The sequence below is a fragment of the Olivibacter domesticus genome, assembly GCF_900109575.1.
In the GTDB taxonomy this organism is placed as follows: domain Bacteria; phylum Bacteroidota; class Bacteroidia; order Sphingobacteriales; family Sphingobacteriaceae; genus Olivibacter; species Olivibacter domesticus.
This window is the reverse complement of the sequence record NZ_FOAF01000001.1, coordinates 1,366,864-1,385,546: the sequence shown is the minus strand read 5'-3', so window position 1 is coordinate 1,385,546 and position 18,683 is coordinate 1,366,864. Positions and strand designations below refer to the sequence as shown.

At 39.5% G+C, this 18,683-nt stretch carries 18 protein-coding genes; 7 read left to right on the top strand and 11 right to left on the bottom strand.

Features of this window, described 5'->3' with window-relative positions; all coding sequences use genetic code 11:
* Nucleotide 1: 1 nt before the first annotated feature.
* From BMY50_RS05985 to BMY50_RS05970, 4 genes are all read right to left on the bottom strand, one after another.
* Nucleotides 2-886 (bottom strand): DUF6268 family outer membrane beta-barrel protein, encoded by an 885-nt coding sequence (locus BMY50_RS05985; protein ID WP_238383671.1) that lies wholly within the window; start codon nt 884-886, stop codon nt 2-4.
* Between the two features lie 266 nt (nt 887-1,152).
* On the bottom strand, nt 1,153-1,773 hold the full coding sequence (locus BMY50_RS05980) for a porin family protein (RefSeq protein WP_093320206.1): 621 nt from the start codon (nt 1,771-1,773) through the stop codon (nt 1,153-1,155).
* Between the two features lie 139 nt (nt 1,774-1,912).
* Nucleotides 1,913-2,668, bottom strand: a complete 756-nt coding sequence (locus tag BMY50_RS05975) for a LytR/AlgR family response regulator transcription factor (protein ID WP_093320202.1) — start codon at nt 2,666-2,668, stop codon at nt 1,913-1,915.
* Between the two features lie 84 nt (nt 2,669-2,752).
* On the bottom strand, nt 2,753-3,769 hold the full coding sequence (locus BMY50_RS05970; RefSeq protein WP_093320199.1) for a sensor histidine kinase: 1,017 nt from the start codon (nt 3,767-3,769) through the stop codon (nt 2,753-2,755).
* Nucleotides 3,770-4,143: 374 nt separating this feature from the next.
* Here BMY50_RS05970 and BMY50_RS05960 point away from each other — a divergent pair, with 374 nt between their 5' ends.
* Together BMY50_RS05960 and BMY50_RS05955 are read left to right on the top strand one after the other, a co-directional pair.
* A complete protein-coding gene (locus BMY50_RS05960; protein WP_093320192.1) occupies nt 4,144-4,716 on the top strand; it encodes a Crp/Fnr family transcriptional regulator in 573 nt (190 codons plus the stop codon).
* Between the two features lie 93 nt (nt 4,717-4,809).
* A complete protein-coding gene (locus BMY50_RS05955; RefSeq protein ID WP_093320188.1) occupies nt 4,810-5,886 on the top strand; it encodes an SDR family oxidoreductase in 1,077 nt (358 codons plus the stop codon).
* Between the two features lie 185 nt (nt 5,887-6,071).
* Here BMY50_RS05955 and BMY50_RS05950 read toward each other — a convergent pair whose 3' ends face one another.
* The 3 genes from BMY50_RS05950 to BMY50_RS05940 form a co-directional block, all read right to left on the bottom strand.
* Nucleotides 6,072-7,097 carry an Atu2307/SP_0267 family LLM class monooxygenase gene (locus tag BMY50_RS05950; protein ID WP_093320185.1) on the bottom strand — a complete coding sequence of 342 codons (1,026 nt, stop codon included), beginning with the start codon at nt 7,095-7,097 and terminating at the stop codon, nt 6,072-6,074.
* 174 nt (nt 7,098-7,271) lie between these two features.
* Nucleotides 7,272-8,186, bottom strand: coding sequence for a pirin family protein (locus tag BMY50_RS05945; protein ID WP_093320182.1), 915 nt, complete (start codon nt 8,184-8,186; stop codon nt 7,272-7,274).
* Between the two features lie 75 nt (nt 8,187-8,261).
* On the bottom strand, nt 8,262-9,173 hold the full coding sequence (locus tag BMY50_RS05940; protein WP_093320179.1) for an EamA family transporter: 912 nt from the start codon (nt 9,171-9,173) through the stop codon (nt 8,262-8,264).
* 274 nt (nt 9,174-9,447) lie between these two features.
* On the opposite strand from BMY50_RS05940, the gene BMY50_RS05935 reads away from it, so the two are divergent.
* Nucleotides 9,448-10,002 (top strand): Crp/Fnr family transcriptional regulator, encoded by a 555-nt coding sequence (locus BMY50_RS05935; protein ID WP_093320176.1) that lies wholly within the window; start codon nt 9,448-9,450, stop codon nt 10,000-10,002.
* Nucleotides 10,003-10,112: 110 nt separating this feature from the next.
* Here BMY50_RS05935 and BMY50_RS05930 read toward each other — a convergent pair whose 3' ends face one another.
* Both BMY50_RS05930 and BMY50_RS05925 read right to left on the bottom strand, forming a co-directional pair.
* The gene (locus tag BMY50_RS05930) at nt 10,113-10,943 is read right to left on the bottom strand and encodes a sialate O-acetylesterase (RefSeq protein WP_093320173.1); all 831 of its coding nucleotides are present in this window, start codon (nt 10,941-10,943) and stop codon (nt 10,113-10,115) included.
* 270 nt (nt 10,944-11,213) lie between these two features.
* Complete coding sequence (locus tag BMY50_RS05925) at nt 11,214-11,579, bottom strand: winged helix-turn-helix transcriptional regulator (RefSeq protein WP_093323627.1); 366 nt, start codon at nt 11,577-11,579, stop codon at nt 11,214-11,216.
* Between the two features lie 79 nt (nt 11,580-11,658).
* Between BMY50_RS05925 and BMY50_RS05920 the strand changes: the two genes are divergently transcribed.
* Complete coding sequence (locus tag BMY50_RS05920) at nt 11,659-12,540, top strand: NmrA family NAD(P)-binding protein (RefSeq protein WP_093320170.1); 882 nt, start codon at nt 11,659-11,661, stop codon at nt 12,538-12,540.
* Nucleotides 12,541-12,711: 171 nt separating this feature from the next.
* Here the strand turns inward: BMY50_RS05920 and BMY50_RS05915 are convergent, their stop codons facing one another.
* Nucleotides 12,712-13,428 (bottom strand): LytR/AlgR family response regulator transcription factor, encoded by a 717-nt coding sequence (locus BMY50_RS05915; protein WP_093320165.1) that lies wholly within the window; start codon nt 13,426-13,428, stop codon nt 12,712-12,714.
* A complete protein-coding gene (locus tag BMY50_RS05910) occupies nt 13,425-14,501 on the bottom strand; it encodes a sensor histidine kinase (RefSeq protein ID WP_093320159.1) in 1,077 nt (358 codons plus the stop codon). The genes BMY50_RS05915 and BMY50_RS05910 overlap by 4 nt, the downstream gene beginning before the upstream one ends.
* Nucleotides 14,502-14,805: 304 nt before the next feature.
* Between BMY50_RS05910 and BMY50_RS05900 the strand changes: the two genes are divergently transcribed.
* The 3 genes from BMY50_RS05900 to BMY50_RS05890 all read left to right on the top strand — a co-directional run bounded on the left by BMY50_RS05900 (nt 14,806) and on the right by BMY50_RS05890 (nt 18,271).
* On the top strand, nt 14,806-15,030 hold the full coding sequence (locus tag BMY50_RS05900) for a hypothetical protein (protein WP_093320152.1): 225 nt from the start codon (nt 14,806-14,808) through the stop codon (nt 15,028-15,030).
* A gap of 87 nt (nt 15,031-15,117) precedes the next feature.
* Nucleotides 15,118-17,442 (top strand): TonB-dependent receptor, encoded by a 2,325-nt coding sequence (locus tag BMY50_RS05895; protein WP_093320150.1) that lies wholly within the window; start codon nt 15,118-15,120, stop codon nt 17,440-17,442.
* Nucleotides 17,443-17,458: 16 nt separating this feature from the next.
* Entirely contained in the window at nt 17,459-18,271 is an 813-nt protein-coding gene (locus BMY50_RS05890; protein WP_093320146.1) for a DUF4249 domain-containing protein, read from the top strand.
* The last annotated feature ends 412 nt before the right edge of the window (nt 18,272-18,683 follow it).

Here is an 18,683-nt window from a genome sequence, read left to right as displayed (position 1 = left end):
TTTAAAGCTTCATCTTTAAGCCAACAGATGCATAGGGAGAAACAGAAAAAAAGTAATCATTATCAGATGCAAACACTCCTTTTAAGGTTCTGTTACTATAAGAAGCTGGGCGGTATAGGTTTAGCCCTACCATACCGGTCATCGTTAATCCTGTTTTGCCGAGCTTGAGTTCAGGACGGAAACCCGTAACGATATACTGATGAGAAAATATTACATCTTTACCGTCTTTTTTAAGCAAGGCGACCTGCCCGTTCATTTCAATGGCATAGGATAGTTTGAACCGTTCGTTGAAATCATAACCGGCTGATAATTCCAAACCTTCGATCACTTCTACATTGACATCAAATTTCCCATGGAGCTTCCATTTAACATAAACAGCCGGAAATATCATAGGGTAACCTAAAGAGCTATTGACAGATACCCCACCGCCGATATCCAGATTCGGTTTCAGGTGGCGGATAAAAACAAGCCCCCCGCTTCCAAGCACATTTTTAAAACTAAGTTTGGAGAAATTGGTAGTAGGAGCAAATATACCCGCTCCAAGGCTTGCCCTCATCGACCATCTATCATTTAACGGACGTAGATGGTAAACACCTAACTGTATATTCATGATTTCGGAAACCATCTGTTCGGAGAAGTTTTGGTTTTTCAAGGAAACGTATGCTCCACCAAAACCAAGTCCCCAGGCGGTCGGACGATTTTTCTCATTCATTTTTACGGATAAGGGGATGCTGACAGCCCCCTGATAAATCATAGCGGAACCTTTACTATTACCGATTTTTTCTCTTGGTTTCTCTCCCGGTGGCAGGTAGTAGTAGCCGGAATTTCCAATGTACTCTGTTCTGAAAGATATTTGCTGCGCTTTTCCTTCGAGATATAGTAACATAACCAATGTTGTTAAGCTGAATGTTATGAACTTCATGTGATTTTTTAAATTTTTATTTGCACTTATTTATATATGTGGAGCAAAAGAAGGGTGAATGAAACAAAGCAGAAAGCAATAGATGGTAGACTTCAGTATCATCGGGATGAAATGTAGCATGAAGCCGATGAAATGAATTCAAAAAAGCCATTGCGTACGGAAATCCAGGTGTATGAAATTTGCACGGCATAAACTTCTATACGCAATCTGCTTTTATGGCTTCGTGATTTTTAGAATTTATAGGCTATTCCGATGGCGGCATTTTGGTTTTTCATGGAGCCTCCCTTGGCTTTATGCAGGTCGGCAAGCCCATATTGATAACTTGCATTTATTTGCCAGTTTTTATCAAACTGGTACCCAATAATACCTCCTACACCGTAATCGAAACGGTTCAGGGCAGGCGCTCCCATTTCACTGTTCTTTTTGAACAGGTTCACACCGCCAGCTTTGGCAAGGATGCCATAGCCGATATAAGGGCCTACTCCTATAAAGGCTTTTCCACTACCTAGCTCTCCTTGAACCATTCCGTAAAGCGGGATTTCTACGCCAAAGGATTTGAATTTGGTAGATGATTTATCTAACTTGGATTCCAGGTTTGAGATCTCATAATATACATCGATACCAGATTGCAGGGCAAAATTTGTGCTGAGATCATATTTGACGAAACCGCCAAATGAACCGCCTATTTTCCTTTTACTTTTGAAACCTTTCATATCACCACCTAAACGGTAATTCGATAGGTTAGTTCCGGCTTTTACGCCAAATGATAAAGGGCTGTCTTGCGCCCACAATTGAGTGGAAAAAAATAATGTGCCAACTGCTAGAAGAAATGCTAATGTGTTCTTTTTCATTGTTCTAAAATTTAATATTGTTTTTAATTTTGAACAAAAGAACGACGGATGGACCAGTACTAAAAGGTGCAAACGATAGACCTAAGAATTAGCCCAATGAAATATAGAATAGAGGGGATGAAGTTTTTGGTGTTCAGTGCTATTCCATAATCCCGTCCATCCATTTCAGGAAGTCAGGGACCCGTACGCGGCTTACCAGAACCTCATGTGGGCATGCGGGCAAAAACGAGAGTTTCAGCCGGCTGTTGAAGTATCTGGCAACATTCTCGATCGCTTTTACGTTTCCCAGGCAATTGCGTGATACACGGAAAAACAAACGGCTATCAAGTTGTTGTTCCAACTGGTCTAAGGTATAGTTAATGATATATCGCTTATCTTGGAAGGTATGCAGGAAAACGACCCCGTCTTCACTATAAAAGTGCGCAATATCAGTCGTTTCTATGTAATGATAGTTTTCTCCTTTCGATATCAGGAAACGGTTTTTGGTTTTAACAGGCAGCATCTGCTCAAAACGCTTGGGGTCTGTTATATAAGTGTGGTTATGAAAGATATTTTCAAATTTAACTAAGGCCGCCTCTAATTCTTTCTCATCAAAAGGTTTTAACAGGTAATCGATGCTATTCAGTTTAAACGCTTTGATAGCATGTTCGTCGTAAGCGGTAGTAAATATAACAGGCGTGGTAACCTCTACATGATTGAATATTTCGAAGCAATTGCCATCGGCGAGACGGATATCCATCAAAATTAAATCTACAGCAGATGTCTTCAGAAACCCAATGGTATCGACAACTGTTTTCGTTTGCTTCTCTAACAGATAACCGGGACGCAATTTCGTCATCATACGTTTTAGTTCTTCGTATGCAAATCGCTCGTCTTCTACTATAAGGTACTTCATATGCAAGTAGTTTGTTCTTTAAAGGCCATCTACCAGCTGGCGGATCCAGATGCTGTTTATGGTGTTTTGGCAATCATGGATATTTCATGGCTGGATATAAGGGATCTTTACAATAAACATATCGCTGGTGTGCTCAACAATGATTTCTTTAGCATACAATTTATATTGCCTGGTAATATATTTCAGTCCGATTCCGCCCTTATCTGCATCGTTCGACGGTTGGACATTGTTTTCAACCGTAATATAATCGCTATCGATGGTGATTTTTATATTCAATAGTGATTCTTCCGTTGCCATATTATGCTTAAATGCATTTTCTATAAGTAATTGCAGGGTAAGGGGAATAATCTCGTTTCTTTCGTTATCAGCTATTTTGTCTATTGTAAAAGTAAAAGAATTTTCAAACCTCATCCTCATCAGGAAGATATACGAATCCAATGCGTCCAATTCTTCCGCAACAGAAACTACCGGTTGTCGGGTAAGGGAAAGCACGTACCGATAGGTCTTTGAGAGGGCTTTTGTGAACTTATTGGCGTTGTCCGGATTTATATATATCAAAGAGGACAGCACATTAAGTGAATTAAACAGGAAATGTGGATTTATCTGTGACCTTAAGGTTTCGTGCTGGAACAACAGAACCTTACGTTTCGCTTTTTCGGAATCAGCTATCGCTTTCTGTTCAGACTGGAAGTAATAGATGAGTTCGAATACTAATAGTATAGGAATATTTGCGGCCATTCCAAAAGCAAACTTTATAAGGAAGGAAGGTGTCCCTTCTTTAGAAACTAGAAATATATCATATATAAGGTAATTGAATAGCCATAACAACACCAAGCATATTACGGTTAATCCGGTAAGGCCTGCTACGATACGTAATAATATATTTTTTGAATAAGGTAAATACTTGTTCAAAAACACTAATAACCCATAATCAGCTATACACATGGTAAAGATTACGATATAATGTGCAGACAACTGGATATGAAAATTCTTCCATAAATCTTCTTTCATTAGAATAATGCTAAAAAGCATTTGGCACAAAGCATAGATCAGTGAGGAGAAGAAAAAAATAAGCAGGTTTTTTATATCTATTTTTTTCATCTATTTAATTTTTTTTCTTTGGTGATGAAGCTGTCATGATCTGATCATACCGCTTTGTGATTTTTGCAGATCATGACGGTTTCATTCGAATAAATTTTTTTATGGCAACGAAGCTTGCATGAATTATTCCTGTTGTTTTGTGAATGGCAATTTATGCAGGTTTATTTGAACCGTCTTTCAAAAATAAAATTTCCGTATGAGACTTATTATAAATCTCCGGTTTTTTCTGATGAACTTCATTTTTTTGTGGATGAATTTAATGGAAGTCTTTTTTGTCGGCCTTCCTCACATTTCTCTTTTACGTTTAAAAAACAATTTGGTGCAACTCTTTGATACGAGGTTTGTATATTTAAATATTAAAAATTTAAATACAGATGTTTGAAGTATTGTTTACCCATATTCAGGAAAAAGTAGCATTGACCGATTCCGACAAGGAAAAGATTAAGTCATATTTTAAACCAAAGAAACTAAGAAAAAGGCAGTATCTCCTGCAAGAGGGTGAGGTATGTCGTAAGCTTACATTTATTTCAAAAGGACTACTCAAATCTTATAGTTTGGACGATAAGGGTGTTGAGCATATCAATATTTTTGGCTTTGAGGGATGGTGGATTTCAGACTTCAGAAGTTTCATTTGCGGTGAGGCGTCTGTCTTGAATATCGAAGCGATCGAGGATTCCGAACTTTTACTAATTGCTAGAGCCCCCTATGAAGAAATGATACTGAAAGTCCCCGTTATGGAACGATATTTCAGGCTTTTATATCAAAATAGTTTGGTAACGAAAGAGGGGAGGTTATTGGTGAACAACATGTACAGTGCAGAGGAGAAATATCGCAATCTTTTGCGTGATTGTCCACAAATGATGCAGCGGATTCCTCAAAATTTGCTTGCTTCTTATTTGGGAATGAAACCTGAAACTTTCAGCAGAATAAAAAAGAATATTTCCTAATATAGACTTGATCTATATCAATTCCATTTCTTGTTTCAGATCAACTTTATCTCCATTTGTGCAAGGTAATTTTGAATCCAAAACAAGAAGAATATGGAACATAATGTAAATGTAGCCTTAGTTGTAGGTGTGAGTGGCATAACGGGTAGCCATCTTGCAAAAGAACTAATATCCGAAAAGTGGACTACTTATGGTCTGGCCAGAAATCCCAATATTGAATTGGATACATTAATACCCGTGACTGCTGATCTATTGGATAAAAACCAATTGAGCCATGCATTAAAAGAGGCATCTCCGACTCATGTATTTATTACCACCTGGATGAAAAAGGAATCGGAAGAGGACAACATAAAGGTCAATGGTACAATGGTACGAAATTTACTAGAAATTTTGTCTCCCAAAAAGTCCGTACAGCATGTCTCTCTGGTTACCGGACTGAAGCATTATCTCGGGCCATTTGATGAATTTGTAAAGCCCGGTACCGCTTTTGAGACACCCTTGCGGGAAGAACGGCCAAGACTGGCACTACCCAATTTCTATTACGCACAAGAAGATGAAGTTTTTGCTGCGGCAGCGCGAGATGGGTTTTACTGGAATGTTCACAGGCCACATACCGTTATAGGACATACCGTCGGCAATTTGATGAATATGGGAACCACCTTAGCAGTATATGCCAGTATTTGTAAATACACCAATACCCCGTTCAGATGGCCTGGCTCTGAAGCACAATGGAACGGGTTATCTGATGTAGTTGATGCACGACTTTTAGCGAAGCAACTTATTTGGGCTGTAAAGACACCCGAGGCACACAATGAAGCATTTAATACAGCAAATGGAGACGTGTTCAGGTGGAGCTGGTTATGGAAGCAATTGGCCGCTTGGTTTGAAATCGAATATGAAGGATATACCGGATTGGTAAAACCTTTGGAGAATGAAATGGCCGATAAGCAGGAAATATGGTCGAAAATTGCTAATGAATATCGTTTAGTCGAGTCAAATCTATCTAAATTAGCATCGGCATGGCATACGGATTTAGATCTTGGAAGACCTATTGAAGTGATGACTGACATGACCAATAGCAGAAAATTAGGATTTACGGAATTTCAAAGTACCAAAGAATCATTCTACGATTTATTTGAGCAGTTAAGAGAAAAAAGAATTATTCCTTAATTGCTGAAAACGGATTGCACGGAATTTTGACTATTCCCACCTATATAAAATAGGCTGTTTCATCTTTAGAACGAAACAGCCTAACCATCTTTAACCTGCCACTTAGTAAATATACAAATAGCAGATTGGCTTATGTTGCCTCAAAATGACGCGACGATATGTAAAGGGAAGCGCGCTATAAACCCTTAGCTATTTTCTTTTTTGATCAGCGGAATAACCTTCGTACCAATTATTTCTATGGAACGCATCAGCTGTTTATGGCTAAGCCCTGCATTATCCATCTGAAAGGTAAAGCGATCAACGCCACCCAATGCCTCACTGTGTCTTACTAACTTTTCTGCCACCTGCTCGGGGCTACCGACCACTAATACACCTTTAGGGGCTACCAATGCATTGAACCCAGTTCTGGTTACTGGAGGCCATCCACGTTCTCGGCCCGCCTTAGTCCACAATTCAGCATAACCAGGATAATAATCTGCGATAGATTCCTCATTGGTTGTTGCTACATAGCCTGGTGAATGCAAGCCAACTTTTAACTGTTCTGGCGTAAAACCAGCCCGATGCCCTGCCTGCCGGTAAAGATCAATCAAAGGACGAAAACGTTCTGTTTCTCCACCAATAATTGCAACCATTAGTGGCAGCCCCAAGGTTCCGGCCCTGACAAATGATTCGGGAGTACCCCCAACACCAAGCCAAACGGGCAGTTTCTCCTGCATTGATCTGGGATAGACAGGTTGATCTTTCAATGCTGGCCTAAATTGTCCAGACCAGGTAATGGCTTCATGTTCAATGATTTTTAACAAGAGTTCCAATTTCTCTTTGAACAGTGCATCATAATCATTCAAGTCAAATCCAAATAGGGGATAAGCTTCTACGGCAGATCCTCGTCCGACAACAAGCTCTGCCCGACCTTTGGATATCAGGTCCAAGGTTGCGAAGCTCTGGTAAACCCGTACCGGATCGGAGGTGCTCAGTACGGTAACGGCGCTGGTCAAGCGAATATTTTTTGTTCTTGCTGCTGCCGCAGCAAGGATTACGGCCGGGGCAGAGTCTAGAAATTCTTTCTTATGGTGCTCGCCGATACCAAAAATATCCAGTCCTGCCTGATCGGCTTGAATAATCCGGTCCAGTAATTGTTCCATTGCATCGACATTACTGAGTGTGTTATTGCCGTACATGGCTGATGCGAAGCTATCAATTCCTATTTCCATTACTTCTTATGTTAATATTGTTCTTGCCTGAATTTGTCGATGGAAGATCGCCTTCACTGTATTTATTTGATAGTAATCCAGTCTTTTATTCACTAATATACATTTTAACCAGCTTCCCACAACTTTGGTCAAATGATATGTACGTCCGTTGGTATGGTAAATATTTCAGATCGGTTAAGAAAGAGCATTGGGGGGTGGGCCACCTGCAGGCCTTCCTTTGTTTTCAGGCAAGGGTACATACTCTTCATTATCCATTGGTGGTAAAATAATACGCCCTTGTTTCCAGTCTTCTTTGGCCTGTTCAATCCTTTCCTTTCTACTGGAAACAAAATTCCACCAGATATATCGGTCTCCCAGGTGCTCACCTCCAAGCATCATCAATGTGCTTTGTTCTCTGGCAATAATCAATGGGTCAACCCCTTTGGTAAATACCAACAGTTTCCCTGCTGTGTAGGTAATCCCGTTTACCTCGACACTGCCCCTAACGACGTATGCGCCTCTTTCACTATGCCCAATAGGCAAGCCAAAACGAACACCCTGATCCAATACGACGTGCACATAAAACAACGGGGAATGTGTGCTGACATTATTTTTTAATCCATATGCATTGCCTGCAATCAAGCGCATCCAAACACCCTTATCAGTAAAAATAGGTAATTGTTCGGGCTTGTAGTTATCAAAAGACGGGTTGCTTTCTTCATCCTTTTCTGGCAGTGCTACCCATGTCTGAATCATTTCTAGTTCGCCTCCATTCAGCATCGCTGGATCTTCAAAACGTTCACTATGAGCAATACCTTTTCCGGCAGTCATCCAGTTTACCTCACCAGGTTTTATCACCTGCTCTATGCCAAGGCTGTCCCTGTGGGTCACATTACCACTGAATAAATAACTGACCGTGGATAAACCAATATGCGGATGGGGCAGCACATCAAGGTTATTTACAGCTCCTGTAGGTATATTTACCGGGCCACCATGATCCATAAAAATAAACGGGCCAACCATTCTGCGAAGCTGATAGGGAAGTATACGTTTAACCGCAAAACCTGGAGCGATTTCCGCCTGTCTGGATTCTATAACGATATCAAGCATAAAAAATTTATAAATAATAAGAACTAAAGGTAAGAATAGTTAAGTCTGGAAAGATAACAAATGATAAAAAAGATATTAAAGTTTATTATCAGCGTGCTTTAATATGATATTCCTTTCCCTCCCATGTAAATAGGCGATGTTGAAAATCACGACAGCCATAAAAATCATTCCGAAGGCAGCGATCTGTACCGTGTTGATGGGCTCTTTATAATAGAAAACTGCTAATAAGAAACTAATAATGGGATTTAAATACAGTAAGGTACCAACAATAGAAGAATCTAATCCTTTTAGGGCAAAAATATTGAGGAACAGTGGAATAATGGTGTAACCTACTGCAATGATCGTAACAAGGCTATAGAACGTCATTGTTTTCGGAACAGTGGTATCAATAAGCGTTAAGGTTGGGAGGAGGAAGATGGTGCTCACAACGATGTGAATGGTCAAGGTGAAAAATTTATCCAACTGAAACGTATTCTTTTGAAGTACCAGGTAAATTGCGTACGATAGTGCGATCACCATGCTGTAAATCAGATCCATAAAATGGCCGTATGCAAGGATGATGCAACTGATCAGGCTTAACAATACCGCAAACCATTGCCCTATATTCAATTTTTCGTGTAAGAAAACGCTCGCCAGCGCCGTTGTTAGGATAGGGCAGATCAGGTAGGCCAAAGAAGTGGCGTTAACACTAACAGCGTTCATCACGTAAATAAATGAGAACCAATTCAACCCAAGCATGAGGGCGCTAAAGAGTATGTTCACCATCAACTTCACCCTTTCTTTCCGCGATGTTGCTTTAAGATAGTGGATACTGACAAAGGTCTGTTTTCTTCTGAAAACAAAACAGACTACAACGATGCTGATCGATGCAAAGATTACGCGATGAATAAGAACATCCAGCGCTGTATAGGTATTTAAAGGTTTTAATACCAATGCAAAAGTACCCCAGATAGTAAAGCCCAATACAGCAGATAGATAATGTTTCATGAAGGTGTGATAGCTAATACTTGATCTGACAGTCAGTAATTCGAAAAAACTGTCTTTGTTCTCGGCTAATATAGTCCATTTTCTTCAAACTCGGCAGCCTCATTTTGAGCCATTCTTCCAGGCATTCATCGGTGAATATCTTCTTTAATTTATCTTAAAAGGGATATAGCGGTTACCAAATTGAAGTTCCAGAACTAAAGAAAATTAAGATGCAATTAGAGTAACAGCTCTATTTATTATATTTGTTTGGGGATATGCATTTACGTATAATTAAATGAACAAAGGAACAATAGTTGCGGGCAGTGATTGGAGTAAATACAATCACCTCTTTAAACCTCATAAAATACCTGCTAAAACAATACTTTTGCGTGAGGGGGAAATTTCAAAAAATGCCTATCTCGTAGAAAAAGGCTGCTTACGGACGTGGTTTAATAATGACGGAAACGACATAACTACCCAGTTTTTCTTTGAAGGGGAGGGAGTTTCTTCCATTGAAAGCTTTAGGACGAATGAGCCAAGCTTCTATAGCATTGAAAGTATAGAACCCTGCATTATACAGTGCATTTCCAAAAAAGATTTTGAATTTGTTCTGGATAACTCCCCAAGCATAAAAATGGAGATGGAGCATCATCTCTTTAACAGATTTGTTTATTGTCAAAAGCTCTTACTTTCCCATATTAAAGATAGCCCTCAAAAACGTTATGAGCAGATATTGCAGCAACGTCCAGACATTATAAAGCGTGTTCCCCAACATTATATCGCTTCATATCTGGGAATAACAAAAGTTCATCTTAGCCGTATAAAAAGTAAACTAGCCAGAAGGGGATAAGCGTTCGGAAATCTGTGGCATCATGTATCTAAGGTTAGTAAATGACGGTGCTATCACCTAAATATAGGTAAATTAAATCGATTTAATATTGACCAGTTGCTTAACAATTCTTACGAAAAAGTCTTCATCAACTCTTCGAAAGAAATCTTTCCCAAGGTGAATTTTTCCAGCGCTATATGTTTTTTTTCTGCTGAAGTATTTACCCTATTATGACATTTATCCACTAGCTCTTTTTCATTTGCTAATGGTTCATATATATGTTCTTTTTTAAGATACGCTTCATAGTATCTTATGCCAAATATTCTCTGCGATATAGCGTCGATATGGATACCGTCTGGATTAGGTATAAGTCCTTTAGCAGTAACATAATAACGATTTTCATTATTCTGTGCATATTTTTGAAGTTCCTCGTTAATGAGTTGATATTCCACACAACCTGCGCCAAAAGCCACCTTACCAAGATAATCGCCCAAACCACCTATAATAAATGGAATATTAGATGCGGATAATGTTTTTCTTATTTCATTAAAGATTCTTGATATTTTTTCATAGTAGTCTTTGTGTTTTCCATCTTGGCTATCACTTTCCCCCTGATGCCATAGTACTCCGGCCAATTCGCTATCTTCCATTGCAAACTTAGCTTCATTTATTGCGTGACGAAATAATATTCCATCTGTTGACCAATCATCAATGGAGCTACCTCCTTCTGCACACGGGATGAGACCAATGTTTTCTCCCTCATTGTCCCTACACCAAGTTTCTGCAAATGATGCAGCAAGCCCTACGCCTGCAATTGGTCTGTCAAAATGAATGGGTTCAGTCATCATTTGCCATCTGCCATTTCGCAACATCTTAATTCTTTCATTATAAATCGGTGGCACTTCATGTGTAAATCCACGACCTGCCATATTTGATTGTCCAATTAGTAAAAATGACTTCATTCTTTTCTCCTATCTATTGATATCAACAAATTCAAATTTATCTTTATTTTTTATAATATTTAGCTCATTGAACATGAACTATTATTATTACGCTACAATGCTGGATCTGCTTTTTTGTTTAGCTGCTTTAAACAGACTCCACTCCAAGTATTTCTCGTTGAGTTGTCGTATACATATTCTAAATAAGGCTAAAGTGCTATTACAAAACCACGGAAAGATCATTATGGCAATCTAGAAGATCTAAGTTCATTATCCGAAGCAAAGGATTGGTCACACCGTAGAATTGTCTTCCCTGTTGTCAAAGGCCCAGGTAGCCATGGCATCGATAACAGGTAAAAGGCCTTTCCCCGAGCTGCTTAACTTATACGTGACAAATGGCGGTACCACCGGCTTCGCTTCTCGGATAATCAGCTTGTCAGCCTCCAACTGCTTTAAGTGTTGAATCAGCATTTTTTCTGTAACGGCCGGTATGGCCCTTTTGAGCTCACTATATCGTTTGTCGCCAGTAGATAGGTGATAAAGGATAATAGGTTTCCAATAGCCACCTATTTTCTCCATAACATAGGTTACAGGACATTGAGCTGAGGCATATTGTTTATTCTCCTGTATGGTCGAACTTTCTTTGATCGCTGTCATATATACATACTTTAGGGTAAGTACTTGTGTAAAAGTAAGTGCAAAGATACCTTTGTTATTGTATATTAAAAATGAAACTATGAAAATAACGATCACAGGCTCCTTAGGTAATGTTGGAAGCCATTTAAGCAAAACGTTAATAAAAGCAGGACATCAGTTAACAATAGTAAGCAGTGCTGAAGAGAGGAAATCAGCTATTGAAGGGTTGGGAGCAAGTGCGGCGATCGGTTCGATTGACGATGCAAAATTTCTCCAAGAGGCATTTGCTGGATCAGATGCGGTATTTGCGATGACACCACCAAACCTAGGCGGGCAAAATGTAGTCGCTAACACAACGAGGGTAGGGAAGGCTATTGCGGAAGCTATAGAGGGTGCAGGGGTAAAGCGTGTGGTGATGTTAAGTAGTATAGGGGCAGATTTACCCGAAAATAATGGGCCAATTGCGGGGATGTATCAAATCGAAAAGATATATGATCAAATAAAGAATGTTTCTTTTACTTATCTGCGTGCCGGATTTTTTTACACCAACTTTTACAATGATATTCCTTTGATAAAGGGGGTGGGTATCATAGGTGCAAATTATCCGGGCACACTGGCCATACCCTTAGCGCATCCAAATGATATCGCGGCCGTTGCTGCCAAACAGCTACAAAGCGAGACGGAAGGAGATCGGGTACGTTATATTGTGAGCGATATCCGTACACCTAATGAAATCAGCTCGGTTTTGGGAAAAGCTATTGGTAAACCCGAATTACCCTGGGTGGAATTTACGGATGAGCAATCCTTACAGGGAATGGTAAATGCTGGTATACCAGAAGAGGTTGCAGGGCTGTATACCGAAATGGGGGCAGGCATGCGTAAAGGACTCATTCCGGCCGATTTTCAACATAGAGGTAGTGCGATAGAAGGCAAGATTAAGCTGGAGGATTTCGCAAAGGAATTTGCTGAAAATTTTGAGTGACCATAGGCTGGTGGGCCAAATTGGCAACATAAAATAACAAAAGGTTTAACCTTTAATAACTGGGATCGCTGATCACCCTACGATCCCAGTCCTCAGATACTATAGAGTGGAATACACATGATTGGATAAAAAGCTAAACCGCAAACCGAAAAGTAATGATAGTATTCTCTCTCAGATTTTATCTGAGAGGTTTTTACCGAGATATATTTCAAGAAATGCCTTTTTGAAAACTTCACCAATCGGAATTTCCGCGCTTTTTATATAGATGGTGTGGATATCAAAAGAATCAATGTGATTGATGTTTACCAAGTAAGACTTGCTCACTCTGACAAAGAGTCTGGTTTCTAGGTGATTGGAAACTGTTTTCAAATTCATTGCCGTGATGATTTTATTCCTCTCGGTAAAAATCACTACATAATCCTTCAACCCTTGGATATATAAAATATCATTAAAAAAAATTTTGTGATAGCGACGTTCGGCTTTTATAAGCATAAAATCACTTTCAATACTTTCTGTAATCCCTTTTTTACCTAAAAGACCATGATAAAAAAAGGCCTTTGCTATGGCCCGCTCCAACCTTTCTCTTTCAACTGGTTTTACAAGGTAATCTATTGCATCCGCTTCATAACTTTCTAAGGCATATTCGGAATAAGCAGTAATGAAAATCACCAATGTTTCCTTGGGAAGAGATGTGGCAAATGTTAAACCGTTTATTCCGGGCATCTCTACGTCCAGAAAAATAAGATCAACAGGATTATCGTTAATAAAGTCCTTGGCCTTTTTTGCACTGTTGAAACTACCCAATACAACAACATCCGGAATTCCTTGCAGGAGCAATAGTATTCCTTCTCTGGCCAATGGTTCATCGTCTACGATAATACAATTCATATTGGTATACTTAAACTTACTTTATATAAATCCTCTTCATTTTGAACATCGAGTTTATAGCTCTTACCATATAATAAATCTAGTCTACGAATAATATTTGCGAGCCCTAATCCCCCTACATGTGCGAAAGAAGGTTCTATCGGTTTAGTATTGACGCAGGTAAAGATCAAGCTTTTTTCAGCATTTTTAAAACCTAACGAAATGCTCGAAGGTGCCTCGGCGTCTGCACTGTGTTTCACGGCATTTTCTACAAAAGTAAGAAAAAGCCCTGGCGGCAAGAAAACATTCAATACCTCAGCAGGTTGTTCGTTGTCAATTTTAAAGCTAAATTCATCACGTCTAATTTTTTCTAGCTCCAAGAAATCCTGTAAAAATGCCATTTCTGAGTGTAATGATACGGCCTGACCACGGGTTTCATACAGTTGATAGCGTAAAAACTGAGACAATTTCTTGATAATCATGGAGGCTTTTGCTGGATCTTTTGAAACCAGTACATTAACATTGTTGAGCATGTTAAACAAGAAATGTGGATTAATCTGGTTCTTCAGTTCACGAAGCTCAATCTGCAAGGTGTTTTTTTCTAGATCGTTAATGCGGGTGGAGTCTTTTTTCCAGCGCTGTAAAAGCTTGATTGAAGTGGAGGCAATTACGGCTATGCCCAATATATTCAAATTATCTATGATGGTAGCAAGGGCACCGTAATTCTCCTGATCGCTTGTCAATCTATACGTGCTGAAAAAGTGGTCAAAGATGCTATTTGATAGCACTTGCGTGATCGATATCATTATCAGGATCATCGTCAGTATCGTAAACAAGTACACGAAATAACGGTCTTTAAATAGTAGTTTGGGAACAAGAATGTACATGTTCACATACACCATCGGTATAAAAAGTAGTAATTTAGTAGCACCATAATATATGTCGTAATTTCCTGCATACGTCTTTGTTCCATTGAAATTCGGAATCTCAGTTAAGATGATGTAAATCCAGATAAGTAAATGCCGATAAAACCGGTATTTGTCTGCGACAAGAAAATCTACAAACCAGTTTTGCCGGGAAGAAGTGTCTTTCATTTTACGATACTAGCGAATCATACTCATTTACTGTGCACTAAAGTAAGATAAAAGATTGTTTTCGGGAATTGATTTTTATACAAACCTTCCTCTTTTTTATACCAAACTACCTTTTTCGTAGCAAATATGCGATGTATCGCACGGAAGTTTCGGTTTATAGATAAAGTTGGCCGATCTTCAGATTTGGTATAAAAAACCACCTCCCTTTGTATAAAAAAAAATCTAAGCCTCATCCCTCAATATACATTTGTCCGACACTAATTCCCTGCAAGAGGCGAAATTTTTAACTGTAAAAAAAGAGATAATGGACCAAGTATTAATTTTTAAAACAGATGTGGATGGCATGGACGATGCAAATCGGGTAGCAGCCCTTTTTGAATCGGCGGCCAAGATCAAGCAATGGAGTTTTGATCTCACTGATTGCGATAGGATTTTACGAATTGTGTCATCCGATTTGCATCCAAAACTAATTGAGAAATTATTAACAATAGAAGGTATTTACTGCGAAAACATGGCGTATGAATTATAGCGTATAAAACTGTCTACCAGACATCGTAATCAATTTACATCAATACAAATCCAAGTATCATATTCACCAGAAAATCAAATTATATTAATGAACAGACCGCTGTTTTTATTTATCCTACTACTTTTAAGCTTAAGTAGTTATGCGCAGAAGAAATTTACTATAAATGGAACTATCAAGGATGCCAACACAGGAGAGACCCTTATCGGGGCGTCGATAAGGGTGCAAGGCCTCAGTACCTTAGGTACTACGACCAACAGCTATGGCTTTTATTCACTCAGCGCGGCCGAAGGAGCATATACGATCTCATTCAGTTACATAGGTTATGAAACAGTCGTTCAAAAAGTTTCATTAGAGAACAATCAAACCTTGAATATATCGCTTGCTCCTACGGGTACATTAGAAGAAGTTGTTATCCGTGCAGATCGTTCAAATCACGATCAAATCCGATCGCCACAGATGGGGGTCGAGAAACTCAATATGGCTCAGATCAATATGGTACCAGTGGTAATGGGAGAGCGGGACATTTTAAAAACAATCACGCTCATGCCTGGTATTAAATCGGGAGGAGAAGGGAATGCAGGATTCTATGTTCGCGGTGGAGCTGCCGACCAGAATCTTATTCTTTTAGATGAAGCTCCCGTGTATAACGCATCCCATTTACTTGGTTTCTTCTCCACTTTTAATTCGGATGCCATCAAGGATGTCAGCATTTATAAAGGCGGGATGCCTGCCGAATACGGTGGACGTTTATCCTCCGTGCTCGATATAAAGATGAATGACGGCAACAATAAAAAGTTTACGGCAGAAGGTGGTTTAGGGTTGATTGCGTCTCGTTTGAAAGTAGAGGGGCCTATTGTAAAAGATAAAGGCTCTTTTATGATAAGTGGTAGGCGAACATATGTCGATATGTTTTTGAAGGCATCCTCAGATTCCACTGTCAATAGCAGTACCTTATATTTTTACGATCTGAATGCAAAAGCCAATTATCATTTTGATGAAAAAAACACGCTCTATTTATCTGGATATTTCGGTAAGGACGTTCTCGGTGTGCAGGATATCTTTGGAACTGATTGGGGTAACAGCACGGCTACTATACGGTTTAATCACTTGTTCAGCAGTAAACTGTTTTCTAATACCTCCCTCATTTATAGCAATTATCGATATGCCGTCCAACAATTTCAAAATGAAGAGGATGTTAAGATAACGTCGCGCATTCGGGATTTTAATCTAAAGCAGGATTTTCAGTACGCATTAAATAGTAATCACGCATTCAAATTTGGCGCAAATGTCGTGCATCATAAAATATCTCCGGGCGATATCCGCGCCAGCGCCAATTCCAGTTTCAATGACCTTCATGTAGAAGAACGATATGGCTATGAGGCTGCAATTTATGCCAGTGACGAGTGGAGGGCCAGTGACAAGCTAACCTTTCTTTATGGCCTACGTTTAAACGGTATGTTTGTGATGGGGCCCGGTAACTTTAAAACATATAACCCAGACGGAACGGTCTTAACATCTACAGCAGTTGGTTCCAGTGATCTTGTAAAATCCTACATAAATCTCGAACCGCGGTTTTCTGCCAGTTATTTATTGAATGATCGAACTTCCGTAAAGTTATCCTACAACCGTAATACGCAAAACATACACTTGCTCAGCAATTCTACCAGTAGTACTCCTACCGATTTATATGTAATGAGCAGTAACAATATAAAACCGGAAATTGCCGATCAGTTATCAACTGGATATTTCCAAAATTTCAATGATAATAACTATGAATTCTCTGCCGAAATTTATTATAAGTGGATGCAAAACCAGATTGACTATAAAGATGGTGCGCAACTGATGGTTAACCAAGAGGTTGAATCGCAATTAACCTACGGTACGGGAAGAGCTTTTGGGATGGAGTTGTTTGTGAAAAAGAGACATGGCCGACTCAATGGTTGGGTAGGCTATACCTTATCACGCACAGAAAGAAAGTTCGATGCAATCAACAATGGAAGCTATTACCCCGCGCGGCAGGATAGAACGCATGACCTTTCGGTAGTGGGGATCTACAAATTAAATAAACGCTGGACCCTCTCGGGTACCTTTATTTACGGAACAGGCAATGCGGTCACTTATCCCACCGGTAAGTACAATCTTGGTGGTCGAACTAGATTTTCCTATTCAGAACGCAACGGTTATCGCTTGCCAGCTACGCATCGGTTAGATATAGGCGCCACCTTGGAAGGAAAAGAGCATAAGCGATATCACTCGAGCTGGACATTTAGTATTTACAATGTATATGGTTACCACAATCCCTATGCAATTACTTTTCGAGATAGTCAAACAGATCCAAACACTACTGAAGCGGTACGGACGAGTCTATTTCCCATACCGATCCCTTCTGTAACATGGAACTTTAAATTTTAACATTTATAAAACGCTGATGAAAAATTCAATAAGCTATATTATTTATCTTTTTATCTTATCTTTTCTAACTTCATGCGAAAGGGTGATTGAGCTCGAGCTGAGAGATGATACCGAGCGCTTGGTCATAGAGGCCAACATTCATGATCAACGTGGCGTGCAAACGATCCAGCTTAGTACCAACGTTCGTTTCTCTGACAAGAATACCTATCCCCCCGTTACTGGAGCACAAGTGAGTGTCGAAGACGATGCAGGCAACAATTATATATTTAGGGAGGGGCCGGTCGGAGTATATACAAACGATTCTGTATCTGGTATTTACGCAAAAACCTACTCACTAACCGTTGTAACAGGAGATAGCACTTTTCGAGCAAGTTCGAAAATGCCGTTGCCAGTGAAATTGGATTCAGTAAGCACCCGAAAAGACGAATTCGGAGAGAACGAAGATGCGCGGATAATCAGTGTGCACTATCAGGATCCTCCCGGAATTGCTAATCAGTATCGTTTCGTCTTATACCTCAACGGAATGCTTATTAAGAGAGATTTTGTTAATGACGATCAATTCAGTGATGGCCGTTCGGTTGAGTTAGATCTACCGCTAGGTGATGATGATGATGATTTGGAAGTACTTCCAGGAGATCGTGTTGAAGTAGAGATGCAATGTATCGATAAGGAGGTCTATACATACTGGTATTCACTAGCGTCACAGCAAGGAAGCGATGGCCCGGGAGGAAGTGTCACTCCTGCAGACCCGCCCACGAACATCACACCGACCTCGTTGGGATATTTTAGCGCACACACCATTGAAAGAAAAATAATAATCGTGAAATAATATAAGTTGCTTGTAGCTAGAGCCATCTAAATAGGGGAGCCTTCTGTCTTCCCTATTTAGAAGATATATTTATAGCAAGTTTTGGATTTTTTTACGGATATATTTCTTTTCTGTTTGGGTTTTGGCCAGTACGACCGCCCGCTGAAAACTCGCCTGAGCCTTTAGTAGATTCGTATTTCTATAAAGTTCTCCAAGTAGGAGATAATAAAAATGATTGTTTTCCAACCTGAGGTTCTCTGCTTCGGTTAACGCACTTTCCCATCCATGAGCTTTATACAGAGCAAAGATACGGTTAAGGACAACAGATGGAGAATAAAATTTAACTGATTATAAAATATAGAGCAAAAGCGAATATAAGGATCTGCACTGAGATCTTTACTGCCGAGTTTTTTTAGGTTCATCGGTAATCAGC